23 protein-coding genes are annotated in these 23,532 nt (G+C 70.8%); 9 read left to right on the top strand and 14 right to left on the bottom strand.

Features of this window, described 5'->3' with window-relative positions; genetic code table 11:
* Positions 1-19 precede the first annotated feature (19 nt).
* Positions 20-844, bottom strand: coding sequence for an SDR family NAD(P)-dependent oxidoreductase (locus JOF37_RS13465; protein ID WP_210007280.1), 825 nt, complete (start codon positions 842-844; stop codon positions 20-22).
* A 132-nt stretch (positions 845-976) separates the two neighbouring features.
* Between JOF37_RS13465 and JOF37_RS13460 the strand changes: the two genes are divergently transcribed.
* Entirely contained in the window at positions 977-1,192 is a 216-nt protein-coding gene (locus tag JOF37_RS13460) for a hypervirulence associated TUDOR domain-containing protein (RefSeq protein ID WP_210007279.1), read from the top strand.
* Positions 1,193-1,258: 66 nt separating this feature from the next.
* Here JOF37_RS13460 and JOF37_RS13455 read toward each other — a convergent pair whose 3' ends face one another.
* From JOF37_RS13455 to JOF37_RS13445, 3 genes are all read right to left on the bottom strand, one after another.
* The gene (locus JOF37_RS13455; RefSeq protein ID WP_210007278.1) at positions 1,259-1,714 is read right to left on the bottom strand and encodes an SRPBCC family protein; all 456 of its coding nucleotides are present in this window, start codon (positions 1,712-1,714) and stop codon (positions 1,259-1,261) included.
* Between the two features lie 101 nt (positions 1,715-1,815).
* Positions 1,816-2,901: a winged helix DNA-binding domain-containing protein gene (locus tag JOF37_RS13450; protein ID WP_210007277.1), complete on the bottom strand. Its 1,086-nt coding sequence runs from the start codon at positions 2,899-2,901 to the stop codon at positions 1,816-1,818.
* Positions 2,902-2,936: 35 nt separating this feature from the next.
* Positions 2,937-3,200, bottom strand: a complete 264-nt coding sequence (locus tag JOF37_RS13445; protein WP_210007822.1) for a helix-turn-helix domain-containing protein — start codon at positions 3,198-3,200, stop codon at positions 2,937-2,939.
* Positions 3,201-3,263: 63 nt separating this feature from the next.
* Here JOF37_RS13445 and map point away from each other — a divergent pair, with 63 nt between their 5' ends.
* Positions 3,264-4,034 carry a type I methionyl aminopeptidase gene (gene map / locus JOF37_RS13440; protein ID WP_210007276.1) on the top strand — a complete coding sequence of 257 codons (771 nt, stop codon included), beginning with the start codon at positions 3,264-3,266 and terminating at the stop codon, positions 4,032-4,034.
* Positions 4,035-4,037: 3 nt separating this feature from the next.
* Here map and JOF37_RS13435 read toward each other — a convergent pair whose 3' ends face one another.
* The 6 genes from JOF37_RS13435 to JOF37_RS13410 all read right to left on the bottom strand — a co-directional run bounded on the left by JOF37_RS13435 (position 4,038) and on the right by JOF37_RS13410 (position 8,329).
* Positions 4,038-4,721, bottom strand: coding sequence for an NAD-dependent deacylase (locus JOF37_RS13435; RefSeq protein ID WP_210007275.1), 684 nt, complete (start codon positions 4,719-4,721; stop codon positions 4,038-4,040).
* A 1-nt stretch (position 4,722) separates the two neighbouring features.
* Positions 4,723-5,454, bottom strand: a complete 732-nt coding sequence (locus tag JOF37_RS13430; protein WP_210007274.1) for a sulfurtransferase — start codon at positions 5,452-5,454, stop codon at positions 4,723-4,725.
* Between the two features lie 112 nt (positions 5,455-5,566).
* Entirely contained in the window at positions 5,567-6,415 is an 849-nt protein-coding gene (locus JOF37_RS13425) for an aldo/keto reductase (protein ID WP_245338171.1), read from the bottom strand.
* A gap of 70 nt (positions 6,416-6,485) precedes the next feature.
* The gene (locus JOF37_RS13420) at positions 6,486-6,983 is read right to left on the bottom strand and encodes a GNAT family N-acetyltransferase (protein WP_210007273.1); all 498 of its coding nucleotides are present in this window, start codon (positions 6,981-6,983) and stop codon (positions 6,486-6,488) included.
* A gap of 147 nt (positions 6,984-7,130) precedes the next feature.
* Positions 7,131-7,778 (bottom strand): SDR family oxidoreductase, encoded by a 648-nt coding sequence (locus JOF37_RS13415; protein WP_210007272.1) that lies wholly within the window; start codon positions 7,776-7,778, stop codon positions 7,131-7,133.
* Between the two features lie 41 nt (positions 7,779-7,819).
* Positions 7,820-8,329: a bifunctional nuclease family protein gene (locus JOF37_RS13410; RefSeq protein WP_210007271.1), complete on the bottom strand. Its 510-nt coding sequence runs from the start codon at positions 8,327-8,329 to the stop codon at positions 7,820-7,822.
* A gap of 76 nt (positions 8,330-8,405) precedes the next feature.
* On the opposite strand from JOF37_RS13410, the gene JOF37_RS13405 reads away from it, so the two are divergent.
* Entirely contained in the window at positions 8,406-9,443 is a 1,038-nt protein-coding gene (locus JOF37_RS13405) for an LLM class flavin-dependent oxidoreductase (protein WP_210007820.1), read from the top strand.
* A gap of 126 nt (positions 9,444-9,569) precedes the next feature.
* Positions 9,570-9,851 (top strand): GlsB/YeaQ/YmgE family stress response membrane protein, encoded by a 282-nt coding sequence (locus JOF37_RS13400; RefSeq protein WP_210007270.1) that lies wholly within the window; start codon positions 9,570-9,572, stop codon positions 9,849-9,851.
* Between the two features lie 188 nt (positions 9,852-10,039).
* On the opposite strand, the gene JOF37_RS13395 is transcribed toward JOF37_RS13400, so the two are convergent.
* A complete protein-coding gene (locus JOF37_RS13395) occupies positions 10,040-10,507 on the bottom strand; it encodes an ASCH domain-containing protein (RefSeq protein ID WP_210007269.1) in 468 nt (155 codons plus the stop codon).
* 181 nt (positions 10,508-10,688) lie between these two features.
* On the opposite strand from JOF37_RS13395, the gene JOF37_RS13390 reads away from it, so the two are divergent.
* Complete coding sequence (locus JOF37_RS13390) at positions 10,689-11,639, top strand: aldo/keto reductase (RefSeq protein WP_210007268.1); 951 nt, start codon at positions 10,689-10,691, stop codon at positions 11,637-11,639.
* Between the two features lie 48 nt (positions 11,640-11,687).
* Here the strand turns inward: JOF37_RS13390 and JOF37_RS13385 are convergent, their stop codons facing one another.
* Complete coding sequence (locus JOF37_RS13385) at positions 11,688-12,797, bottom strand: substrate-binding domain-containing protein (protein ID WP_210007267.1); 1,110 nt, start codon at positions 12,795-12,797, stop codon at positions 11,688-11,690.
* 127 nt (positions 12,798-12,924) lie between these two features.
* Here JOF37_RS13385 and JOF37_RS13380 point away from each other — a divergent pair, with 127 nt between their 5' ends.
* Both JOF37_RS13380 and JOF37_RS13375 read left to right on the top strand, forming a co-directional pair.
* Positions 12,925-18,327, top strand: coding sequence for a fibronectin type III domain-containing protein (locus tag JOF37_RS13380; RefSeq protein WP_210007266.1), 5,403 nt, complete (start codon positions 12,925-12,927; stop codon positions 18,325-18,327).
* A 161-nt stretch (positions 18,328-18,488) separates the two neighbouring features.
* Positions 18,489-19,115 (top strand): helix-turn-helix transcriptional regulator, encoded by a 627-nt coding sequence (locus JOF37_RS13375; RefSeq protein ID WP_210007265.1) that lies wholly within the window; start codon positions 18,489-18,491, stop codon positions 19,113-19,115.
* Positions 19,116-19,121: 6 nt separating this feature from the next.
* On the opposite strand, the gene JOF37_RS13370 is transcribed toward JOF37_RS13375, so the two are convergent.
* Positions 19,122-19,712 (bottom strand): TetR/AcrR family transcriptional regulator, encoded by a 591-nt coding sequence (locus JOF37_RS13370; protein ID WP_210007264.1) that lies wholly within the window; start codon positions 19,710-19,712, stop codon positions 19,122-19,124.
* 59 nt (positions 19,713-19,771) lie between these two features.
* On the opposite strand from JOF37_RS13370, the gene JOF37_RS13365 reads away from it, so the two are divergent.
* Complete coding sequence (locus JOF37_RS13365; RefSeq protein ID WP_210007263.1) at positions 19,772-20,896, top strand: MFS transporter; 1,125 nt, start codon at positions 19,772-19,774, stop codon at positions 20,894-20,896.
* A gap of 1 nt (position 20,897) precedes the next feature.
* On the opposite strand, the gene moaA is transcribed toward JOF37_RS13365, so the two are convergent.
* Positions 20,898-21,908: a GTP 3',8-cyclase MoaA gene (gene moaA / locus JOF37_RS13360; RefSeq protein ID WP_210007262.1), complete on the bottom strand. Its 1,011-nt coding sequence runs from the start codon at positions 21,906-21,908 to the stop codon at positions 20,898-20,900.
* Between the two features lie 196 nt (positions 21,909-22,104).
* On the opposite strand from moaA, the gene JOF37_RS13355 reads away from it, so the two are divergent.
* Positions 22,105-23,532, top strand: a complete 1,428-nt coding sequence (locus JOF37_RS13355; protein WP_210007261.1) for a cytochrome ubiquinol oxidase subunit I — start codon at positions 22,105-22,107, stop codon at positions 23,530-23,532.

Below are 23,532 nucleotides of genomic sequence, written 5' to 3'. Positions count from 1 at the left end.
CGGCATCCGCGGCGCGTCCTCAGCGCGCCAGAGCGACCATCTCGGCGCTGCGGTCCCACAGCTCCCGGGCGAGGACGGCGTCGGTCGCGTCGCGGTGCGACCGCGTGAGGCGGTCGTTCTCGTAGTAACCGCCGGGGACCCATTCCCGTCCCGGCTCGCCGTTCGCCAGGAACACCATCCGCGCGCCGCCCTCGTCGGTCGTGGTCATCACCCGACGGGCGAGGGGGTTGTGGTACATCCAGCGGAAGGGTCCGGGCACGTTAGCGGCGAACTGCGTCGCGACGACGCCCGGGTGGAAGGCCGCGGCTGAGACGCCTCGGCCACCGGCACGGTGCTGCAGCTCGCGAGTGAAGAGGATGTTCGCGAGCTTCGCGTTGCCGTACGCGACGCGGCCCGAGTAGCGCCCCGCGGCGTTGAGATCGGTGACGTCGAAGCGTGAGAACACCCGTGCGGCGACGCTGGCCGTCTGGATGACCGATGCCCGGCTCTCGACCAGCCGGTCCAGCAGCAGGTTCGTCAGCAGGAAGCCGGCGAGATGATTGACCTGGAACGTCTGCTCGAAGCCGTCCACCGTGAGGTGGCGCGGACCGAAGATCCCGCCGGCGTTGTTGGCGAGCACGTCGATGCGCGGATAGGCGTCGCGCAGCTCCCCCGCCAGCCGGCGCACCTGGGCGAGCTCGGCGTAGTCCGCGAGGTGGAACGGGGCCCCCAACTCGGCGGCGAGCGCGCGGGTCTTCTCGGGCGACCGCCCCACGAGTACGACGCGATGCCCCTCGCGGGTGAGGCGCCGCGCGGCCGCGGCTCCGATTCCGTCGCTGGCTCCCGTGATCACGATGGTGCGCATGGCGGCAGTCTCGCAGGACGCAGGCGACCGGGCGAGCGCTGGCGTATCGCGGCGGACTGTGTCAACGACTACCTCGGCGTCCGTGCGGCGCGGCAGGATCGCCGCAACGAACGCACAACGGAAGGGGCCGGCATGGCTCAGGAACTGTCGAAGGGCGACCGCGTCAGCTGGGACACCTCTCAGGGGCGCACGCAGGGCACCATCGTCGAGAAGAAGGAGAAGGACTTCCAGTTCGCGGGCCAGAAGTTCACGGCATCCGCGGACGAGCCCGCCTTCATCGTGGAGTCGGAGAAGAGCGGCAACCAGGCCGCGCACAAGCGGTCCGCGCTGCGCAAGCTCAGCAGCTGAACCTCGGCGACACCGACGAGGCCCCTCCGCTCAGCGGAGGGGCCTCGTGTTCTTCGCGGATCGAGGTCAGTTCTCGATGTCGCCGCGCCAGGCGCCGGTCTCGGTGCCGCGCGACTCGATGAACTCCTTGAAGCGCGTGAGGTCCTTCTTCACGGCGTGGTCGTCGATGCCGACGGCGGCGCCGACCGACTCGACGAAGCCCTCGGGCTTCCAGTCGAGCTGCACGGTGACGCGCGTCTCGTTCTCGCTCAGCTTGTGGAACGTGACGACGCCGGCGTGCTCGTCCTTGCCCTGGACGCTGTTCCAGGCGACGCGCTCGTCGGGGTGCTGCTCGGTGATCTTCGCAGTGAACTCGCGCTCAGCCCCGCCGATCTTCACCTTCCAGTGCGTGGTGCCGTCGTCGAGCTGGGTGACCGACTCGACGAAGCTCAGGAAGTGCGGGAACGATTCGAACTGCGTCCACTGGTTGTACGCGACCGACACGGGCACGTCGACGTCGATGGTCTCGATGATGCGGGCCATGGGCGGCTCCTTTCGGTTTCGATTTCGGGGCTGCTCCCATGCTTCGCCCTCGCAGTCGGCACGGCGACCTGGTTGCGACCTCGGCGGTCGGCTGGTAGGCGTCAGTCGAGCCCGCGCACCGGCACCCCGAGCCAGCCGGCGAGGTCGTGGATCTCGGCGTCCACCGCATCGCGCTCCTCGCTCTCCCACGGCACCAGCTCGTGCACCGCCGAGACCACGAGGTTCTCCTTCGCCTTGTCGAGCGCGGCGTCGAGCAGACCGATGAACCGGTCGCCGCACAGGATCGGGTGGGCGAAGTAGCCGTAGACGCGCTGGGCCTTCGGCACGAACTGCTCGAGCTTGTAGGTGAAGTCGAACGCCTCGATGAGGCGCGGCCGGTCGAAGAGCATGCCGTCGTAGGGACTGAGGATCGCGACCCGGCCACCGGGGTCGTCGTCGATCCCCGCGAGAGCCCGCGGGTCGACGCGCCACTTCCAGGAGCTGCCGTCGACCAGCGCCGGTTCGCCGGCCATGCCGACTCCCGACCACGACGATCGCTGGCGGGCCAGGCCGGCGCCCTGCAGGCGGCGCTCGTCGAGCAGCGCGCCCGCCTCGTCGGCGTCGGGGCCGTCGGGCTCGGGGCCGCGGGCGCGCTCGGCGACATCCCATCGGCGCAGTCGTCCCACCCGCCCGACGACCGCGACCTCGCCGAGCCGCTCGAGCAGATCGAGCATGCGCGGCACCTGGTTGTCGCTGTACCAGCCGCTCTCGTTGCCCGCCGGCACCGCGGCGGTGTCGGGGATGTCGGCGGCCAGCAGCGGCCCGTCCCGGTGCAGACGGGCGATCACGTCAGCGCGGAACGCCGCGTTGGCTTCGAGCCACGCTGCGGCGCTCTCGCGCAGCGGCCGGCTGCGCATCCGTACGCGCATCAGCGGCAGGACGCTCGCCGGATAGAACGACCCTGCGTACTCGAACAGCTGACGGTCGTCTTCGACGGCCTTCGTCAGCTGCCCGGGCTCGTACCCCCAGCCGATGCGCGTCCACGGGATGGTCTGCTCGCTCGGAGCGAGGACCGCCGTCGGATCGATCTTGATCGCACCGAGCTGCTCGGCGACCTCGACGACGTCACCCGGGCGGTCCGCTTCGAGCAGCTGCGCCCGCACGATGATGCGACGTGCCTGCTCGCGGGTGAGCCGGTGCGGTTCCATGCCCCGACGCTACCGGCGCCCGCCGACATCCGCGCTCACGCCGGCAGCGCGGCATCCGTTCCCCGCGCCTGCGCGGCGATCTCGTCGAGCGAGAGGTCCAGAGCGTTCGCGACCGCGGCGACCGTCGTGAACGACGGCGTCGCCAGCCGGCCCGTCTCGATCTTTCGCAGCGTCTCGGCCGAGATCTGCGCGGCCGCGGCGACCTCGGCGATCGAGCGGTCGCCGCGCGCCTGGCGCAGGAAGGCGCCCAGACGCCGGCCTCGCGCGATCGTCTCGGGCGTGTGCGCCGGGCGAACCATCATGCGGCGAGCATATCGGTATTATCAGACCGGTATTTTAATCACGCCGATGGAGAGCAGCCCATGATCGAGATCCTGAACGAGACGCAGCTCGGCTACGCCCGCACCACCGGCGCGCTGGTCGGCGACATCCTCCGCGAGCTGCGCGAACGCTCGACCGTCGGCGTGAACCTGCTCGACATCGACGCGTGGGCTCGCGAGCTGATCGTGCGAGCCGGGGCGACATCCTGCTACGTCGACTACGCGCCCTCGTTCGGCGACGGCCCGTTCGGTCACTACATCTGCACGGCCGTCAACGACGCCGTCCTGCACGGGATGCCGCACGACTACGCCCTGCGTTCCGGAGATCTGCTCACGCTCGACCTCGCGATCACGAAGAACGGGGTCGCCGCCGACGCCGCGATCAGCTTCACCGTCGGCCCGTCGCAGCCGCCGCGCGACGCCGCCCTGATCGATGCCACCGAGCGAGCCCTCGCGGCGGGGATCGAGGCTGCCCGCCCGGGCAATCGCATCGGCGACATCTCGTCCGCGATCGGCGCCGTCCTCACCGGGGCGGGGTACGCCGTCAACACCGAGTTCGGCGGCCACGGCATCGGCAGCGTCATGCACGGCGACCCGCACGTACCCAACATCGGCCGACCCGGACGCGGCTACCGCCTGCGCCCCGGGCTCCTGCTCGCCCTCGAGCCGTGGGTGATGGACGACACCGACATCCTCGTGACCGACCCCGACGGCTGGACGCTGCGCAGCTCCACCGGATGCCGCACCGCGCACACCGAGCACACCGTCGCCATCACCGACGGTGCCGCCGAGATCCTCACCCTCCCCCGCTGACCGTCAGAACCGCGCAGTCCACGCGGGGACGGTCTCGGTCGCGGGACCGAGCAGCACCTCGTCGAACAGGCGCGTGTCCTCGTGCGCTTCGAGGTTGAGCAGGGCCGTGCGGGCTCCGGCCTCGGCCGCGACGGCGACGAGCGATGCCGCGGGCGTGACCGCGCCCGAGGTGCCGATGACCCAGAACTCCTCGCAGAGCGACACCGCGTCGAAGATCTCGTCGAGACCGTGGACCGCCTCACCGAACCACACCACGTCGGGGCGCAGCGATCGCCGACCGCACGCGGGGCATGGCGGCTCATCCGACAGGTCGCCCGTCACCGGCATCCGCGTCCCGCAGCGCTCGCACCGCGCCCGGTCGAGGCGTCCGTGGATGTGCAGCACCCGGCGGGACCCCGCGCGCTCGTGCAGGTCGTCGATGTTCTGCGTCACGACCGCGACCTCACCGGGATGCCGCGCCTCGAGTTCCGCGAGGGCGCGGTGCGCGGCGTTCGGCTGGGCGGCGCGCGCGATGCGCCTGCGCTCGTCGTAGAAGGTCTGCACGAGCGCTCGGTTCGCTGCGAACCCTTCGGGCGTCGCGACATCCTCGATCCGGTGGTCCTCCCACAGCCCGTCGACCGCGCGGAACGTGCGGATGCCCGACTCGGCCGAGATGCCCGCTCCCGTCAGCACCACGATCCGGGCCATGTCAGCCCCGAGCCGTGAGGTCGGGGGTCAGCGCCTCGCGCTCGTCGAAGACGAAGCACTCGCCGTTCCAGTGCGCGCCGCCCTCGTGCTCGAAGTACCCCAGGATGCCGCCCTCGAGCTGGTACGCCTCGACCCCTTCTTCGCGCAGCACGATCGCGGCCTTCTCGCAGCGGATGCCGCCCGTGCAGAAGCTGACGACGGTCTTGCCCGCGAACTCGTCGCGATGCGCGGCGGCCGCGCCGGGGAACTGCGTGAATCGCTCGATCCGCCAGTCGACGGCGCCGTCGAACGTGCCGTAGTCGACCTCGAACGCGTTGCGCGTGTCGAGCAGCACCACCTCGCGGCCCGTGTCGTCGTGCCCCTGATCGAGCCAGCGGCGCAGCTGCGCCGGGGCGACGGCGGGGGCGCGGCCGGCCTCGGGGCGGATCGCCGGTCGATCCATCCGGATGATCTCGCGCTTGACCTTGACGAGCATCCGGCCGAAGGGCTGATCGTCCGACCAGCTCTCCTTCGTCGTCAGCGCGGCGAAGCGCTCATCGGCGCGCAGTTCATCGACGAACCCGCGCACCGCGTCGGCGGCGCCCGCGAGGAAGAGGTTGATGCCCTCCTCCGCCAGCAGGATGGTCCCGCGCAGCGCCGCCGCCTCCGCACGATCGCGCAGTACGACACGCAGCTCGGCCGGATCGGCGATGTGCGTGAACAGGTAGGCGGAGACGTTCAGGACGGATGCCACTGCCCCAGCCTACGAAACACCGCACCGGACGCGCGTCGGGCGCGGTTCCCGGCATCCGGCGCAGAATCACCTGCGCGCGACGCCGAGAACCGCGCCCGAAACCGCGTTGCGTTCAGTTCACCTCGGAGGGGTGCGCGCTCACCCGGCCCGAGCCGTCGCCCGGGTCGAGGGCCGAGATGGCGTCGACCTGTGCGGTGGTGAGCTCGAAGTCGAACAGCGAGGCGTTCTCGACCATGCGCTCGCGGCTCACCGTCTTCGGGAAGACGATGAACCCGCGCTGCAGGTGCCAGCGCAGCACGACCTGCGCCGGGCTCTTGCCGTGCGCCGCGGCCGCCTCGGCGACGGGCTCGGCGCCGAACAGGTCGTACTTGCCCTGGCCGAGGGGCCCCCACGACTCGATGCGCACGCCCTTGTCGGTCGCCCAGTCGACGACATCCTTCTGCTGGTAGGCCGGGTGCAGCTCGATCTGGTTGACCGCGGGCAGCTCGCCGGTCTCGGCGTGGATCTTCTCGAGGTGCTCGACGAGGTGATTCGACACGCCGATCGAGCGGGTGTGGCCGGCGTCGCGCAGCTCGACGAGCTTCTGCCAGGCGTTGACGTAGTTGCCGTTGTCCGGGGCCGGCCAGTGCACGAGGTACAGGTCGACGTGGTCGAGCCCGAGCTTCTCGAGGCTCTCGGACAGGGCCTTGCGGGGCTCATCGCCGCCCTGACGGTCGTTCCAGAGCTTCGTGGTGATGAACAGCTCGTCACGCGGGATGCCGCTGGCCGCGATGGCCCGGCCGACACCCTCTTCGTTGCCGTAGATCGCGGCGGTGTCGATGTGGCGGTAGCCGACCTCGAAGGCCTCGGTGACGAGACGCTCGGTCTCGGCGGGGTCGACCTTGAAGACGCCGTAGCCCAGCTGCGGGATCTCGAAGCCGGAGTTGAGGGACACGTTCGGGACGTGGATCTGTTCTGCCATGCTCTCAGCCTAGAAGCGCGGAAGACCCGCGGCGCCGGGCTTGACGTCGCCGGCAGCGCGCGTCAGGCGATCAGCCCGCAAGCGCCTCGAGGGCCTCTCCGGTCAGGCGCTGGGTCGTCCACTCGTCCATCGGCTGGGCACCGATCGAGCGGTAGAAGGCGATCGAGGGAGCGTTCCAGTCCAGCACCGTCCACTCGAGCCGCGAATAGCCGCGCTCGACGCACACCGCCGCGAGCGAGGCGATGAGCTGCTTGCCGTAGCCGCGGCCGCGCTCGGCCTCGTCGACGTACAGGTCTTCGAGCCAGATGCCGTGGCGCCCGGTCCAGGTCGAGTAGGTGAGGAACCAGATCGCGATGCCGACGATCCGGCCCTCGCGCTCCACGACGTGGCAGAACGCGCGGGGCTCGTCGCCGAAGAGGGTCTGCCGCAGCGCATCGGCGGTGTTCTCGACCGCGTCGGGCTCGCGCTCGTACAGGGCCAGCGCACGGATGCAGTCGAGGACGCCGTCCTCGTCTCCGGGGCGCACGGCGCGCAGCACGGCGCCGCCGGACAGTTCACGCGGGGTCATCGCCTCAGCGTAGCGGCGGCGTAACTCCTCAAAAACGCATCCGCCCCGCCGACCGACCCCGGCAAACCGGGGCGGACGGCGGGGCGGATGCGGGAATCTGAGGAGTTACGCCCGCGCCGGGCGGGAGACCTCCTGCCGCGACGGACCTCAGCCGGCTGCGATGGCGTCGGCGATGGGGGTGTCGCCGCCCGTGAACTCGATCATGCGGCCGACCGTGGCCGGCTCGGTGAGCACCGCCGCGATGACCGACGCGACGTCGCCCCGGGGAACCGACTCCTCGCCCGAGCCGCCCACCGTGATCTTCCCGGTGGGCTCGTCGAGCGTGAGGGCGCTCGGCGCGACGATCGTCCAGTCCAGACCGCTCTCGCGCAGGTGGGCGTCGGCTTCGGCCTTCGCCTCGGCGTAAGCGTAGAAGGAATCGTCCTCGGGCACGCCGTGATCGGGGCCAGCACCGAAGTACGACACCATGACGTAGCGCTTCACACCGGCGGCGACCGCCGCGTCGATGGAGCGGATCGCGGCGTCGCGGTCGACAGTCCACGTGCGGGCGGCGTCTCCCCCGCCGGCGCCGGCCGACCAGACCACGACGTCATTTCCGCTGACGAGATTGGTCAGCTGCTCGGTGTCGAACGACTCGATGTCGGCGACGAGGGGCGTTGCGCCGGTCGCGGCGACATCCGCCTCGTGGTCGCGATTGCGGATGACCGCGGTCACCGTGTCACCGCGCTCGGCGAGGATCGGCTCGAGGCGCTGCGCGACCTTGCCGTGGCCGCCGATGATCAGGATGCGGGGCATGGGTATTCCTTTCGTCGGGGGATGGGGTTCGGAGGGCGGACTCAGCCGCGGAAGTCGTCGGGGTCGATGTCGTCGAGGAATTCGCGGAACTCGGCGACCCGCTGCTCGGCGGCCTCGGGTGTCTCGGCACCCTCGGGCGCTTCACTGACCGTGTCGGGGATGCCGGCTTCGGCGAGCACGTCGTCGGCGACGAAGATCGGGGCGCCGGCGCGCGAGGCGAGGGCGATCGCGTCGGAGGGACGCGCGTCGATGACCCGTGAGCCCGTCAGCGCGGTCACGGTGATCTCGGCGTAGAAGGTGCCGTCGTCGATGCGGGTGACCTCGACCCGGTCGACAGTGGCGTCGGTGGCATCCAGCAGGCGCACCATCAGGTCGTGCGCGAGCGGACGCGGTGGAGCGACGCCCTCGACGGCCACGAGGATGGATGTCGCCTCCTGCGACCCGATCCACACCGGGAGCACACGGTCCGAGAGGTCATCGACGGGCTTGAGAAGGATCACGTGCTGCTGGGCGGGATCGAGAGCGACCCCCAGGACGCGGACCTGGACCATGACACCTCCCGGGGTCGGTTTCGCCCAGCCTACGCACGCGGGAATGAGCGCGGGGGTCTCGTCGTTGCGGCTTGACATGCAGCGTTTCGGCACTCTCTCGTTCGGTCACTACGGTCCTCTCGGCGGCGGGCGCGAGCTCACGGCGGGCGATTCGATGCGGCAGGCGATCGACCTGGCGCAGGGCATGGATGACCTCGGAGCCGTCGGCGTGTACTTCCGCGTGCACCACTTCGCGCGACAGCAGGCGTCGCCCATGCCGCTTCTGGCCGCCATCGCCGCCACGACGAAGAACGTCGAGATCGGCACCGGCGTCATCGACATGCGTTACGAGAACCCGCTCTACCTCGCCGAAGAAGCGGCCGCCGTCGACCTGATCTCCGACGGCCGACTGGCACTCGGCGTGAGCCGCGGGTCACCCGAGACCGTGGTGCGCGGCTACGAGGCGTTCGGCTACACCGGGTCGCAGGACCCGCGCGGCGCCGACATCGCCCGCCAGCATTTCGACACGTTCCTCCGCGCCATCGAGGGCGAGGGCCTCGCCGAGCGCGACCCGAACAGCCCCTTCGGCGGCGGCAGCGGGATGCAGCGGATCGAGCCTCACTCCCCCGGCTTGCGCTCGCGCATCTGGTGGGGCGCCGGCAACACCGACTCCGCCGAGTGGGCGGGGCGCATGGGCGTCAACCTCATGTCGTCGACCCTGCTCACCCAGGCCGACGGCACCCCGTTCGACATCCTGCAGGGGCAGCAGCTCGACGCGTTCCGCGCCGCGTGGCGCGAGGCCGGGCATCCCGGTGAGCCCCGCACGTCGGTCAGCCGCAGCATCTTCCCGATCACGACAGCGGAAGACGAGCTGTACTTCGGCGGCAGCAACGAGCAGGACGGCATCGGCTACATCGACGGCATGCGCTCGACCTTCGGCAAGACCTACGCCGCGGCGCCCGACGTGCTCGTCGAGCAGCTCCTGCAGGATGCCGCCGTGCAGAGCGCCGACACCCTGATGCTGACGATCCCGTCGCAGCTGGGCGTCGAGTTCAACCTCCGGATCGTCGAGTCGTTCGCGAAGTACGTCGCCCCGGCGCTGGGCTGGCAGCCTCAGACCGCGACGGCCCGCTGAGGGTAGCGGCCCGGCGCCGTGAGCTCAAGAGCGTGCGGGGTCGAGTTTCAGGCTGGCTAGTGTCTCTCCTCGGCGCCCGAACGGGTGCCGGCACCTCACGTGCTCCACGGAAGAAAGAGAAGCACCATGCTCTGGACGATCCTCGGCCTCATCCTCGTCGGACTGATCGCCGGCTTCATCGCTCGCGCCGTCATCCCCGGCAAGCAGAACATCGGCATCCTGATGACCATCGTGCTCGGCATCGTCGGCTCGTTCGTCGGCGGCTTCCTCGGGTTCCTGATCTTCAACCACAGCCCGGAAGGCGGCTTCCTGCAGCCCTCCGGCATCATCGGTTCGATCATCGGCGCCATCATCGTGCTCGGCATCTACGTCGCCGTCACGCGCCGCGGGTCCGCGCGCAAGCGCTGAGCCACCGCTCATCCACCGCGAAGGCGGGGTCGGCAATGCCGGCCCCGCCTTCGGCGTTCCGGCCGTGCCGCGGCGCGGGCGTCGCGCCTCGTCGCCGTAACTCCTCAAACTCGCGCGTCGTCCGGCCACCGCAGGCTGGTACAGCTCCCGATCAGCCCGGTTCTGAGGAGTTACGGCGCCGTGCGCGATCAGCTCGAGCGGCGATGGAGCACCTCGAAGCGCTCGCACACGACGAGCATGCCGTCGTCGAAGCGCCCGCCGTTGCGCAGGTAGCCTCCCCAGAAGTCGCGGTGGATCTCGCGCCATGACGCGAGCGAACGATCGCCCTCGCCCTCATCGAACGCGTGGCTCGCCGGCACCTGAGCGAACGGCACGATGGCGACGGCGGTGGTTCGCAACAGGACGGAAGGATGCCCAGAACCATCGAGCACGATCCCCAGATCGCCGGCCCGCGGGATCGGCTCTCGCTCCCGCTCGTACTCGACGAGGGCGGAAGAGGTCGCCGTCTTCACGCCCGCGAGCACGAGCGCCAGCAGGGCTTCCGCCTCAGCGGGGTGACGACCGAAGCTCCACGCGGGCGGCGCCGATTCTGGCAGTCCCGCGACCGACCTCCGGCATTCCTGCCAGAACTCCTCGATCTCAGTCCCTCGCTCCATCACCGGTCACCCTAGCGCCGAGCGGTCTGCGCCCCGACGGATTGCTTCCGTCGCCGTAACTCCTCAGATCTGCCCCTCCTCCGGCCACCGCAGGCTGATTCGGCTCCGGATCAGCCCGGTTCTGAGGAGTTACCGCGCACCGGCGCGGAATACTCGGGCCGCCAGCGCGCTTGCACCCCGCATGACCACGATCGGAAACAGCGACCTCTCCGTCTTCCCCCTCGCACTGGGCGGCAATGTCTTCGGCTGGACGGCCGACCGCGACGCCTCGTTCGCGATCCTCGACGCGTTCGTCGAGGGCGGTGGCAACTTCGTCGACACCGCAGACTCGTACAGCGCGTGGGCGCCGGGCCACAGCGGCGGCGAGAGCGAGACGATCATCGGCGAGTGGCTAGCGGCTCGCAGCCGCCCGGAGGTCGTTGTGGCCACGAAGGTGAGCCAGCACCCCGACTTCCGTGGCCTCTCCGCCGCGAACGTCCGCGCCGCGGCGGAGGCGTCGCTCAAGCGTCTCGGCGTCGACGCGATCGACCTGTACTACGCGCACTTCGACGACGAGGAGACGCCGCTCGACGAGACCGTGGGCGCATTCGGCCAGCTGGTCTCGGACGGTCTCGTGCGCCACGTCGCGGTGTCGAACTACAGCGCCGAACGCATCCAGGAGTGGCTGCGCATCGCCGACGAGACCGGAGTCGCCCGCCCCGTCGCGATCCAGCCGCACTACAACCTCGTGCACCGCAACGACGTCGAGGAGTCGATCGCTCCGCTCGCGCAGCGCGAGAACCTCGGCCTCGTGCCGTACTTCGCGCTGGCGAAGGGCTTCCTGACCGGCAAGTACCGGTCGACGGATGCCGCAGGGCACGACTCCCCGCGCGCCGAGGGTGCCGCCGTGTACGCGACGCCGCAGGGCCTGCAGATCATCGACACGCTCGAGCGCATCGGTGACGCCCACGGTGCGTCGATCGCCGCCACCGCTCTCGCATGGCTGCGCGCCCAGCCGACCGTCGTCGCGCCGATCGCGAGCGCGTCGCGGCTCGAGCAGGTTCCCGCGCTGCTCGAGGGCGGACGCCTCGAGCTCACGGCCGACGAGGTCGCCGAGCTCACCCGCGTGTCGACCTGGACGCCGGAGGCCTGAGCCGCCTGCATCCGAGATCCGCATCTTCGACCGCCGCCGGCGCTACTCTCACCGGCGGCGGTCGACGGCTGTGGACTCGCGGGCGTGCAGCGAGGGCAGTACGTGCGTGCGCTGCACGGGCCGCTTGGCGCCGTCGATGAGGCGCGCGGTGAGGGCTTCGACGGCGAGCCGACCGATGTGCTGCTTCGCCGGGCGCAGGGCCGTGATGGCCGGCTCCGCGCTCGCGGCCACCTCGTCGTCGTAGGCGATGATCGCGAGGTCGTCGGGCATCGACCAACCGAGGTCGCGCGCCTGCTGCTGGACGAGCACGGCTTGCGGGTCGGAGTGCACGAGCAGCGCCGTCGTGCCGGTTCCGCGGCACTCGGCGAGCAGGTCAGCGACTGCTCGCTCCCGCGCGGGCGCGTCGAGCTCGTCGAGGGAGATGTCGCGGTCGATCGTCGAGACGAGTCCGTCGTTCTCGACGGCTCGCCGCCACCCCTGACGCAGTCGCGGCGAGGTGGGCGAGCCCGCCGACGTCACGAAGCCGACGCGCACATGCCCCCGCGCGGAGAGGTGCGCCGCGGCGAGGGAGCCACCGAAGACGTGGTCGGTCGTGACCCACTCGAGCCGGGTGAGCGCGAGGTGCGAGGGCACGCTGCGCTCGCAGAGCACCACCGGCAGCGGCAGGGCGTCGAGCCAATGCAGCAGCGCGGAGCCGTCGGCCCCGACCGTCTCGGGCGCGACGATGAGTCCGTGCAGGTTGCCCGAGTCGAGCAGTGAGGAGATCTGCCGGCGCTGGTCGTCCACGGAGTAACTGGCGCCACGCAGGACGAGCTGCACCCCGCCGTCGGTCGCCGCTGCACGCGCGCCGATGACGATCTGCGGCCAGTAGTACGTCAGCGACGGAACGACCATCCCCACGCGGAACAGCGGCGGACGGATGCCGCCGGCGACGCGCGGCACCGTGGTGTCGAGCCGGCTGCGCAGCGTGGCGCCGCCGTGGACGCGCGTGAGCAGGCCGCGGTCGGCGAGGTAGCCGATGTCGCGGCGGATGGTGAGCTCGGCGACCCCGAACCGTCGCGCGAGGTCGGCGACGCGGACGGATCCCGCGTGGCGAAGCTCATCGAGGATCCGCTCGCGGCGCGACACCGCGAACCCGGCCGACGCTGGCTGATCCACAGCCCCACCCTAACGATCGTTGGCGTTCGAGTGTGTTCGTTTCGGATCGGATCACTCGCTCCGCGCGAGCCGCGGTGATTCCCTCGGAGCACCCCCACTGGACCTTCACCGACGAGGAATCCACCGAATGGCAAAGATGTCATGGGCTCGGGCGTTCGCGCCCGTCGCCGTCGCCCTCATCGCGACGACCGGCCTGGTCGTCCCGGCAACCGCGGCGAGCGCCGCATCCCCCGCCGCCACGTCCGCGCGCACCGCGGCCACGGCCGACGAGCTTCCCACCCTCACGTACGACGACGTGGCCGAGTGGGCCGAGATGCTCGTCGACGGCGAGGACGTCGAGCGCGCCGCCGACGGCGCGCCCTTCAACACGTTCGGCGGCTTCGGCTCGGTGTCGTGCAACAACACCTCGAACCTGCTGCTGGACTACAAGGAGGAGCATCCCGACGTCTACTGGCGCATCCTGCGGATGCTGTTCGACCCGGTGGAAGGCGCCGGACTGAAGCACATCAAGGTCGAGCTCGGTGCCGACAACAACACCTCGTCGGGCACCGAGCCGGCGACCAAGCGCTCGGCCGACGAACCGGCCAACGTGCTGCGCGGCGCCGGGTTCCACTTCATCGCTGACGCGAAGACGATCAACCCGGACATCGAGGTCGAAGCGCTGCGCTGGGGTGAGCCCTCGTGGACGAAGGCTCAGCCCGACCTGCGCTACCAGTGGTACAAGGAGACGATCGACGCCGCCTACGACACCTACGGCGTCGAGTTCGACTACCTCAGCCCGTCGCAGAACGAGGTGCACGCGAACTACATCAACGCGGAGCTCGCCTGGACGGTCGACTTCGCGAAGCGGCTGGAGGCGGATGCCGCGGCCGAGGGCGCCCGCTACGACTACTCGAAGATCAAGATCGTCGCGCTCGACTCGTACCGGAACGTCGGCCAGGTCTCACGCGCGGTGCTCGCGAGCCCCGAGGCGCTCGAGCAGGTCGACGCGATCGGCTACCACTACGACATCGCCGGCGACCCGGCACTGACCCGCCTGAACAAGGAGTTCGGCATGGAGGTGCTGTACTCCGAGGGCGTCGCCCCGATGATCGACCCCGAGTACCGCGCGCAGGCCGACCCCGCCCGCGGCGGTATCGGCGGCACGGTCGGTGCCGTCGACATCGCCGACCGGTTCATCAACGCCTACCGTTGGAGCGGCTCCGGCGCCGACCCGGGCCACATGACCACCTTCCTCTTCCAGCCGGCCGTGAGCGCTCTGTACGAGGGCTCGCAGTACTCGCCGAAGCACCTCATCCGCGCGTCCGACCCCTGGTCGGGCTATTACGAGGGCGGCGTCGGCATCACGCTGGTGCGCCACTTCACGCAGTTCATCGGCGAAGGGTGGGAGTACATCGAGGGCGCCTCGGGCGGCGACGGCCAGAAGGGCGACGGCGGCACCGTCGTCGACACCTCCACGCGCACGGCCCTGACGCTGCGCACCCCGGCGGCCGACGTAGCCGCCGGCGATGCGCTGGAGTTCAGCCAGGTGCACGCGAACAACACACGCACGGTGCGCAACTTCGAGGTGAAGGTCGCGAACCTCGACACCGACGCCGACACCCCGCTCTACGTGTGGGAGACGACGGGCCCGGATGCCGGTGACGCGGTCGACGCGGACTGGTTCCAGAACACCGGCAAGGTCGTGCCCGTCCGCACCGAGACGAAGGACGGCGTCGAGTACGACGTCTACCGCGCCCAGGTGCAGCCGTACTCGATCCTGACGCTGTCGACCCAGCAGCGCGGCATCCATGACTCCGCCGCCGACTACGAAAGCGGCCAGTACGCCGCCACGGCGACCGACGACGTCCTGCCCCTCCCCTACACCGACGACTTCGAGTACGCGGGGTACGAGATCCAGGACGTCAACGGCGTGCCCATGGACTACGTCACGCGACGCGGCGGCTCACCCCGCTACACCGCCGACCAGAACGGCGCATTCGAGGTGATCGGAACCGACGACGGCAACGTCATGCATCAGGCGATCCATGCCGACAACCGCGGCTACACCTGGAACGTGTGGGGCGACGGTTCGCAGCGGAACCCGTCGACGACGACCCCGTCCACGGTCCTAGGCGACCACAGCTGGACGAACTACACCGCGAAGATCGACTTCCGTCTCGACGGCGTCGTGCGCGATGCCGCGCTCGACAACTTCGCCGGGCTCGGCGTCCGGCAGACGACCACGGAGGGCACCGGCGCCGATCTCGCGACCTACACCGCTCGCGTTCACGCCGACGGCACCTGGGAGCTGCGCAAGCTCGGCCAGAACGTCGCCTCGGGCACGGTCTTCATGTTCGACGCCGACGCGTGGCACACCCTCGAGGTCGAGGCGCGCGAGAACGTCATCTCGGTCCGCCTCGACGGCGAGCAGCTCGGAGTGTACGCCGACACGACGACGAACCCGACGATGGCCGGCCGGATCTCGCTCGTCAGCGGCTACTACAACACGCAGTTCGACGACCTGGCCGTGACTCCCCTCGACGGACTGTCGTGGCACGCCGTGAAGGTCGACGACGCCGACGCACGCATCTCGTACCCGCAGGGCTTCTCGTTCACGCAGGCCGGCTACGCGCACTTCAACCGCACGCAGCACGTCATCGCGGCCGGGCGCTCGTTCGGGTTCGATCTGAACGGCACCGGGTTCAACCTCAACGGCGCGACGGGCACGTCGGTGCTCTCGATCACGATCGACGACCAGCCGGCGCGCACCGTCAACGTCGCGGCAGTCGGCAACCGCCAGACCTCGGCCTGGTTCCGCGGGCTCGAGGACGGACCGCACACGGTCCGCGTGCAGGTGGTGTCGGGGACGTTCAGCCTCGACAGCGTCGACCTGCTCGTCGGCGGCTCGACCGGCGGCACGACCGACCCCGAGCTGCGTCCCGTCGCGGTGCTCGATGCCCTGCCGCGCCTGACGGCGGCTCCCGCCACGGTTCCCGCACTGCCCGAGACCCTGCGCGCGCGCAGCGAGGCGGGCGGCGAGATCGACGCTCCGGTCACCTGGGCCACGACCCCGGCCCAGTTCGCGACGCCGTACGCCATGGTCAAGGTCGACGGAGTCTTCCGCGACAACCCCTCGCTGCCGGTCAGCACCTACGTCGAGGTCGTGCCGAGCGGCATCCGGTACTTCGTCGATGCCAACGCACCCGCCGACGCGCCCGTGCACCCGGCCATCGCGGCGGCCGCCGGTGACACGCTCCGCAACGCCAGCCCCGACGCCGCATACTCCGCGGCAGCGGGCTGGGGCCGCGTCGGCTCGGCCAGCGCCAAGGGCCGGCTGGGCCTGCAGCCCTACGACAAGACGCGCGAGACCGGGTGGTACAGCTCGGGCGCCGCGACCCCCCTCGTCTACCGCTTCACGCTGGACGCGGGAGAGTACGACATCGCGACAGGCCACACCGAGTGGTGGAACCCGGGTACCGGCCGCAGCCGCGTCGTCACCGGCACGGTGGAGTTCACCGCGGGCGGCGAGCAGAAGAGCGTCGCGATCGGCACGCACACGTTCGCCAACGGCAGCATCGGCACGTCGACGGTGCTGCGCGGCGGGTTCGCGCTCGACGCCGCCACCGAGGTCACCGTCCGCATCTCGGGCGCCGGCGGCACCGAGGCACCGGCGCTGAGCTGGATCGGCATCGCCGACCACGCCGAGACGGCCGACCGGACGGCGCTCGCCGCTCTGCTGGCCGAGGCGACCACCGCCCCGCGTCAGGCCTACACCCCCGAGACGTGGCAGGCGCTGCGCGATCAGGGCGTCGCGGCGAAGGCCGTGCACGACGACCCGACGGCGTCGCAGGAGCAGGTGGATGCCGCTGCGGCAGCGCTGCGCTCGGCGCTCGATGCCCTCGTCGAGGTGGCCTACCTCGCGCTGCCCGACTACCGCGTGGCGGTCCTCGCCGGCGAGGAGGCCGACCTGCCTGAGACGGTGAAGCTCGCGACGCGCAGCGGAGCGACGCAGGACGTCGCAGTGCAGTGGCAGGACGATGCCCCCGCGACGGATCAGGCCTACGCGACGGTTCCCGTGAGCGGACGCGCCGGCCAGACGCCGGTGACGCTGCAGCTCGAGGTCGTGCCGAGCGGAGTCGTCTACTTCGTCGATGCGGCCGCGACGCAGGGCGCCGAGGACGCCGAGAAGCCGGGGCTCTCGCCCGCGTTCGACGCGGTGGAAGCGGTGCGCGGCGACCTCGTGCGCAACGACATCCCCGACGGCGTCTTCTCGGACGACACCGGCTGGGGACTGCGCAACCCGATCGGATCGGGCGACGGTCACGTCGGGCTGAAGGCGCGCGGGGCGGGGTCGTACGACAAGACCCGCACCACCGGCTGGTGGGCGAGCGCGGGCGGCTCGGTCGACTACGCCTTCACCCTGCCCGCCGGCGACTACGAGCTCACGAGCGGCTACCAGGAATGGTGGGGCGTCACGCGCCAGGTCGCGCCGACCGTCGAGATCGACGGCGAGCGCATCGCCGGAGATCCCGTGAACCTGTCGAGCGCGTCGCCGCAGGGCACCTCGACGATCGCGTTCTCGCTGGCGGACGAGACGGTGATCGAGTTCCGCGCCGCCCGCGGTTCCGGAACGGCCGATCCGGTCCTCAGCTGGATCGCGGTGGCCGATGCCTCCGCGCCGGCCGCGCCGGGCGAGGTGACCGCTGAAGCCACCTCGACGACGACCGCGACGGTCTCGTGGCAGGCTCCGGCCGGCGCGGGCACGCGCTACGACGCGTTCCGGGTCTTCGTCGGCGACGCAGCCGAGCCGGCGTGCGAGGTAGCGGCGGACGTGACCTCGTGCGAGCTGACCGGTCTCACGGCCGGCGCCGAATACGACGTCTCGGTGCAGGCGGTCGGTTTCGGCCGCGAGGGCGAACGTGCCGGCGCCGCGCTGCGGCTGCCCGAGGTCCCCGCCGACGACGCCCGCACGGCGCCGGGCGTGGCGGTGCTCAGCTCGGACGAGGGCTGGGACACCGGGCTGAAGGACGGCACCTTCCGCGTCACGATGAACCTCTGGTGGGGCCAGAACGGCTCGCTGTTCAAGCTGTTCCGCGACGGCGAGCTCGTGGGGTCGGTGCCGCTGACGATGACGAGCGGGCCGAGCGCCCAGCAGGCGGTCGTCGACATCGCGGGGCTTCCCAACGGCACCTACCGCTTCACCGGAGAGCTCGTGAACTCGCGCGGCACCACAGCGACGAAGCCGCTCACCGTGACGGTGACCGATGCGGCACCCGCACGACCCGTGCTCTCGCACGACAACCGGAAGGGCAGCGGGTCGTACACGGTGCGCGCCGACCTGTGGTGGGGCACGAACGCGACGTCCTACCGATTCCTCGAGAACGACGTCGAGGTCGCCGCGGGAGAGCTGGCCGCCGCGAGCCCCGCTGCCCAGTCGGCCACCCTGCCGGTGTCGGGCAGAGCACCCGGCACCTACCGCTATGTCGTCGAGTTCCGCAATGCGGCAGGGGTGACGACCAGCGCCCCGATCACGGTGACGGTGCGGTAGCGGCGAGAACCCGCGCGCCTCGGATGCCTGCTGTCGCGGGCGTCCGAGGTTCGTCGGTTTCTGCGAACGTCGTGCCGCTGCCGGCGTCCGTTACCGGCAACATCCCACAAAAGTACCGCTGTGGTATGACCACAGGGGGTTTTCCGTGTTTAATGGGTCTCATGAGCACCGCGACGGTCGGATACAGCGCCATCTCGAGCTACTCCCGCGTGGAGATCCTGCACCTGATCCAGGAGCAGCCGCGCCGGACGATCCTCGAACTGCAGGAGGCGACGGGACTGCACCCCAACACCATCCGCGAGCACCTCGCCCGGCTCATCTCCGACGGCTTCATCGTCGCCGAGAAGGAGCACCGGACGACCCGCGGACGTCCGCGGGTGCTCTACAGTGCCGCGGACGGCGACGCGACCCGCAGCGCGATCCAGCGGCGCAAGGTCCGCGACGCCGCCCAGCGTGGCGACCTGATGCGCCGCGTGCTCACCATCGACGTCCCGGACGCGCTCGAGACCGAGGCGCTGCACCAGATCGACGCCCTCGTCGAGGAGCTCGAGGACGAGGGGTTCGACCCGATCATCGACGAGAGCGCCCTCACCGTCGACCTCACCCCGTGCGCACACGCCGAGGCGCAGGCGTCGCACCGCGAAGTGCTGTGCAGCGTGCACTTGAGCCTGCTGCAGGGCGTGCTCACCGAGGCCGGTGGCCCGCTCGCCGTCGACGGCATGCGCTCGTCGTGCGACCCGTCGGTGTGCATCATCCAGCTGCTGCACGCCGCGACCACGCACGACTGAGCCGCGTCACCGGTCGCGGCCGGCGTCCTGATCGGATCGCATGGCGCTCACAAGGGCGGCGGCCGTGGCGCGGGCGCGGGCTGAGCCATAGCCCGGCTCGCGCAAGCGCATCGCGAGGTCGCCGCTGACGACGATGAGCAGTCGCTCGGCCAGCTCGGCCGCGGCATCGCCCACGAGCGGAACGGCCAGCTCGGTCAGGCGCGCGCGCATCCCCTCGGTGTCATCGCGCACGGCCGACGCGATCTCGGGCGGCGCGTCGGGGTATTCCGCCGCCGCTCCGAGGAAGGCGCACCAGCGCGAGCCGCGTGGTTGATCGCGGAACACCTCGAGCGCGTCGAAGATCGCCAGCAGGCGCCCCTCCGCGTCGCTGTGGCGGTCGACGGCGGCATCCCAGGCCCGTCGCCACGAGCGTTGCCGACGCTCCAACGCGGCGGCCAGCAGCGCCTCTTTGCTCGGATAGCCGCGATACAGCGTGGCCGCGGACACCCCGGCGCGCGCGGTGACGACGTCGATCGGGGTGGCCGCGATCCCCCGGGTGAAGAACAGATCTTCGGCCGCGTCGAGGATGCGCACCTCGGTCGTCGGCCGCAATCCCATGCCAGCACTCTATGCTCGGTAAAGTGAAACGATCGTTTTTGTTTCGTCGCCTCGCTCTCGTGGCGGCCGGAACCGCCCTCATCGCCGCGACGTACGGCCTCGTGCGCCTGGCGTTCGGGCTGCACCTGCCCGACATGAGCGCGGACGTCGATTTCGACACCGCGACGGCGGGCATGATCTCGGCGGCGGCATCGCTCGTCTACGGCGGCGCGGCTCTGCTGGGTTTCGCCCTCGGCGCCACCCGGCCGCGGCTGCTCGTCGTCCTCGCGCTCCTCACAGCGGGCGGGGGCGCCGTCGGCATCGCGCTGGCCCCCGACGTCGTCGTCCTCGCCGCGTCGGCGACGGTGAGCTCGGCCGGTGCCGGCCTGGCCTCGCCGGCGATGGTGCGCATCGTGCACGCCGCCTTCAACGGCCATGACTCCGACTCCGCGCAGGCGATAGTCAACGCGGGAACCGGACCGGGACTCGTCGCAGCGGGCCTCATCGCCCTCGCCCTGACGCCCGACTGGCGCGTGGCTTGGCTGATCGCGGCGGTCGCGACCCTCGGTGCCGGGCTCGCGGTCCTCGCCCTCGCCCGCCCTGCCGACGCCTCGACCACCCCCGCCCGCCGGCTGCCGCCGATGCCGTGGTGGCGAGGGCATCGCCGGCCCGTCGCGGCCGCCGCGCTGTTCGGGATCGGCGCGGCGGCGGTGTGGAACTACGGGCGCGTGGTCATGGTGGATGCCGGCGCCTCACCCTCCGCCTCGGTGCTCGCCTGGGTCTGGGTGGGATGCGGCGGTGCCGCAGTCATCGCGACTGCCCCGCTCACGAGACGAACCCCGCCGGGCCGGATGTGGCTGATCTCGACCGCGATCGCGGCGGGAGGAACGGCCGCGCTGGGTGCCTTCCCCGGCGAGCCCGTCGCCGCCGCCGCCGCATGCGCACTGTTCGGCTGGGGCTACATCGCGGCATCCGGAGCGCTCATCGGATGGACGACCCGAATCGACGCCGATCGCGCCGCCGCCGGGACGGCCGCCCTGTTCGTCGTCTTCATGATCGGGCAGGCCGTCGGGGCGACGGCCGTCGGGGCGACGCTACCGGTCGTCGGTCCCCTGACCACCTTCGTCGCCGCCGGAGCGCTCGGCGTGCTCGCAGGCCTCCTCGCTCCGCGAGCGCACCGCGCACCAGCCCGCTCCGTCCCGTGAGTCAGCCGCCGATCGCGTTCATGCCGCGAGCGGGCTGGAGGAAACCCGGGTCGTCGATGGCGTGGCCGGCCCGCTTACCGGCGACGCAGTTGCGCAGCACGCGGTCGATCTCGTCGCTCCGGTCCGGCCCCGGCTCGCCCGAGCGCAGCACCGGCAGCAGGTCGTACTCGTCGTTCGAGAAGAGGCAGTTGCGCAGCTGACCGTCGGCGGTCAGCCGCATCCGGTCGCAGGCGCCGCAGAACGGCGCCGTCACCGACGCGATGACGCCCACGACGTGGGGGCCGCCGTCGAGTCGCCACTGCTCGGCGGGCGCGCCGCCGCGACCCGGCACCGGCGCGAGCTCCCACCGCTGCGACAGCGCCTCGAGGATCTCCTCGCGCGTGACCATCGTCGACCGGTCCCACGTGTGCCCGGCATCCAACGGCATCTGCTCGATGAAGCGCATCTCGGCGTCGTTCGCGACGGCGAACGCCACCAGGTCGGCGAGCTCGTCGTCGTTGACCCCCCGCATCGCGACCGCATTGATCTTCAGCGGGCGCAGGCCGGAGTCGCGAGCGGCTCGAACCCCGTCGAGCACATCGCTCAGCCGGTCGCGTCGGGTGAGGCGGGCGAAGCGGTCGCGGTCGATCGTGTCGAGCGAGATGTTCAGCCGCTTCAGGCCCGCGGCGACGAGGTCGGGCAGCACGTCGGGCAGCCGGATGCCGTTGGTCGTCATCGCGATCTGCGCGGGCCCCGAGGGGGCGCGCAGCGCCGACAGGCGGCGGACGATGTCGACGATGTCGGTGCGCAGGAGGGGCTCACCGCCGGTGAGACGGAAGGTCGTGACGCCGGCGGCCGCGGCGACGGTCGCCACCTCGACGATCTCGTCGACCGTGAGGATGCTCTGCCGGGCGAGCCACTCGTTCCCCTGCTCGGGCATGCAGTACGTGCAGCGCAGCGAGCAGCGATCGGTCAGCGAGACCCGCAGGTCGCGATGGACCCGGGCGAATCGGTCGACGAGCGGCTCCGGCATGGTCCGAGCGTAGACGTCGGGCGACACCCCGAGGGCCGCTTGGGCGCGACCCGACCGCGCGGGCGTGGTCTGACAACTTCTTGCATTGTGGTCTGACCACGCTTAGCATTATTCCCGGCGGTCCCCTTCACCGGGAGAAAACCCGCTCGATACCTTCAGCCTGTCGAAACCCTCGCCTCCCGAAAGGCACCGCCCGATGGACTTCCTCGATCCGCTCCTGCTGGCCCGCTGGCAGTTCGGACTCACGACGCTGTACCACTACCTGTTCGTTCCGCTGACGCTCGGCATGGCGCTCGTCGTCGCGATCTTCCAGACCGTGTGGCACCGCACCGGCAACGTGAAGTGGCTGCACCTGACCCGCCTGTTCGGCAAGATCTTCCTCATCAACTTCGCGATGGGCGTGGTCACCGGCATCGTGCAGGAGTTCCAGTTCGGGATGAACTGGTCGGCGTACTCGCGCTTCGTCGGTGACGTCTTCGGAGCACCGCTCGCCTTCGAGGGCCTGCTCGCCTTCTTCTTCGAGGCCACCTTCATCGGCCTGTGGATCTTCGGCTGGGACAAGCTGCCCAAGGCGCTGCATCTGTTCTCGATCTGGATGGTGGTGCTCGGGTCCACCCTGTCGGCGTACTTCATCCTCGCGGCGAACGCCTTCATGCAGAATCCCGTCGGCTACCAGATCGCCGCCGACGGCGGACGGGCCGAGCTGATCGACTTCGGTGCGGTCCTGACGAATCCGATCGTGCTCGCCGCCTTCCCCCACACCATCTTCGCGGCATGGATGTTCGCCGCTGCCGTCGTGATCGCCGTGGCCGCGTGGCACATCTCGCGGGCCCAGCACCTCGAGACGATGCGCCCGGCCCTGCGGTTCGGCATGTGGGGCATGATCGTCTCGTTCATCGGCGTCGCGATCTCGGGCGACCAGCTGAGCCTCGTCATGGTCGCGACGCAGCCCATGAAGATGGCGGCGGCCGAGGCGATGTTCAACACCGCGTGCGGCGCCGACGCGTCGTTCTCGATCTTCTCCATCGGAACCCCCGACGGCACGGAAGAGATCTGGTCACTGCGCGTGCCCTATCTGCTGTCGTTCCTGTCGACCCACAGCTTCGACGGCTGCGTCGAGGGCCTGAACGACCTGCAGGCCCAGTACACCGAGACCTTCGGCGCGGGCGTGGACTACCGCCCCATCGTCTGGGTCACCTACTGGTCGTTCCGCTGGATGATCGGCCTGGGCGGCATCGCGACGCTCATCTCGGTGGCCGGTCTCTGGGTCACCCGCAAGAAGGCGACGCGCCCCGTCGCGCCGTGGATGTGGAAGGTCGCCATCTGGTCGGCTCCCCTGCCCCTGCTGGGCAGCCTCGTCGGCTGGGTCTTCACCGAGATGGGCCGCCAGCCCTGGATCGTCTTCAGCCTCATGCTCACCGAGGACGGCGTCTCGCCCAACGTCCCCGGGTGGACGGTGCTGATCTCGCTCATCGCGTTCACGCTGATCTACGCCGCCCTCGCGGTGGTGGAGTTCGGCCTGATCCGCAAGGCCGCGCAGAAGGGTCCCGACCCGCTGCCCGAGCCGGGCTCCCCCGAGGCCGAGGCGGTCTCGACCTCGCACACCCAGACCACCGTCTACTGA

The sequence above is a fragment of the Microbacterium imperiale genome (assembly GCF_017876655.1).
Lineage (GTDB): Bacteria > Actinomycetota > Actinomycetes > Actinomycetales > Microbacteriaceae > Microbacterium > Microbacterium imperiale.
This window is presented reverse-complemented; position numbering and strand designations above follow the sequence as displayed.

Excerpts from the sequence above, each read along its gene's own strand:
- JOF37_RS13355 (WP_210007261.1), top strand. The coding sequence starts at position 22,105 with ATGGACTTCCTCGATCCGCTCCTGCTGGCCCGCTGGCAGTTCGGACTC.
- JOF37_RS13435 (WP_210007275.1), bottom strand. The coding sequence starts at position 4,721 with ATGGCCCGGATCGTGGTGCTGACGGGAGCGGGCATCTCGGCCGAGTCG.
- JOF37_RS13450 (WP_210007277.1), bottom strand. The coding sequence starts at position 2,901 with ATGGAACCGCACCGGCTCACCCGCGAGCAGGCACGTCGCATCATCGTG.
- JOF37_RS13390 (WP_210007268.1), top strand. The coding sequence starts at position 10,689 with ATGACCACGATCGGAAACAGCGACCTCTCCGTCTTCCCCCTCGCACTG.
- JOF37_RS13415 (WP_210007272.1), bottom strand. The coding sequence starts at position 7,778 with ATGCCCCGCATCCTGATCATCGGCGGCCACGGCAAGGTCGCGCAGCGC.
- JOF37_RS13375 (WP_210007265.1), top strand. The coding sequence starts at position 18,489 with ATGAGCACCGCGACGGTCGGATACAGCGCCATCTCGAGCTACTCCCGC.
- JOF37_RS13445 (WP_210007822.1), bottom strand. The coding sequence starts at position 3,200 with ATGGTTCGCCCGGCGCACACGCCCGAGACGATCGCGCGAGGCCGGCGT.
- JOF37_RS13405 (WP_210007820.1), top strand. The coding sequence starts at position 8,406 with ATGCAGCGTTTCGGCACTCTCTCGTTCGGTCACTACGGTCCTCTCGGC.
- map (WP_210007276.1), top strand. The coding sequence starts at position 3,264 with ATGATCGAGATCCTGAACGAGACGCAGCTCGGCTACGCCCGCACCACC.
- JOF37_RS13455 (WP_210007278.1), bottom strand. The coding sequence starts at position 1,714 with ATGGCCCGCATCATCGAGACCATCGACGTCGACGTGCCCGTGTCGGTC.
- JOF37_RS13395 (WP_210007269.1), bottom strand. The coding sequence starts at position 10,507 with ATGGAGCGAGGGACTGAGATCGAGGAGTTCTGGCAGGAATGCCGGAGG.
- JOF37_RS13370 (WP_210007264.1), bottom strand. The coding sequence starts at position 19,712 with ATGGGATTGCGGCCGACGACCGAGGTGCGCATCCTCGACGCGGCCGAA.
- JOF37_RS13465 (WP_210007280.1), bottom strand. The coding sequence starts at position 844 with ATGCGCACCATCGTGATCACGGGAGCCAGCGACGGAATCGGAGCCGCG.
- JOF37_RS13460 (WP_210007279.1), top strand. The coding sequence starts at position 977 with ATGGCTCAGGAACTGTCGAAGGGCGACCGCGTCAGCTGGGACACCTCT.
- JOF37_RS13410 (WP_210007271.1), bottom strand. The coding sequence starts at position 8,329 with ATGGTCCAGGTCCGCGTCCTGGGGGTCGCTCTCGATCCCGCCCAGCAG.
- moaA (WP_210007262.1), bottom strand. The coding sequence starts at position 21,908 with ATGCCGGAGCCGCTCGTCGACCGATTCGCCCGGGTCCATCGCGACCTG.
- JOF37_RS13425 (WP_245338171.1), bottom strand. The coding sequence starts at position 6,415 with ATGGCAGAACAGATCCACGTCCCGAACGTGTCCCTCAACTCCGGCTTC.
- JOF37_RS13380 (WP_210007266.1), top strand. The coding sequence starts at position 12,925 with ATGGCAAAGATGTCATGGGCTCGGGCGTTCGCGCCCGTCGCCGTCGCC.
- JOF37_RS13420 (WP_210007273.1), bottom strand. The coding sequence starts at position 6,983 with ATGACCCCGCGTGAACTGTCCGGCGGCGCCGTGCTGCGCGCCGTGCGC.
- JOF37_RS13400 (WP_210007270.1), top strand. The coding sequence starts at position 9,570 with ATGCTCTGGACGATCCTCGGCCTCATCCTCGTCGGACTGATCGCCGGC.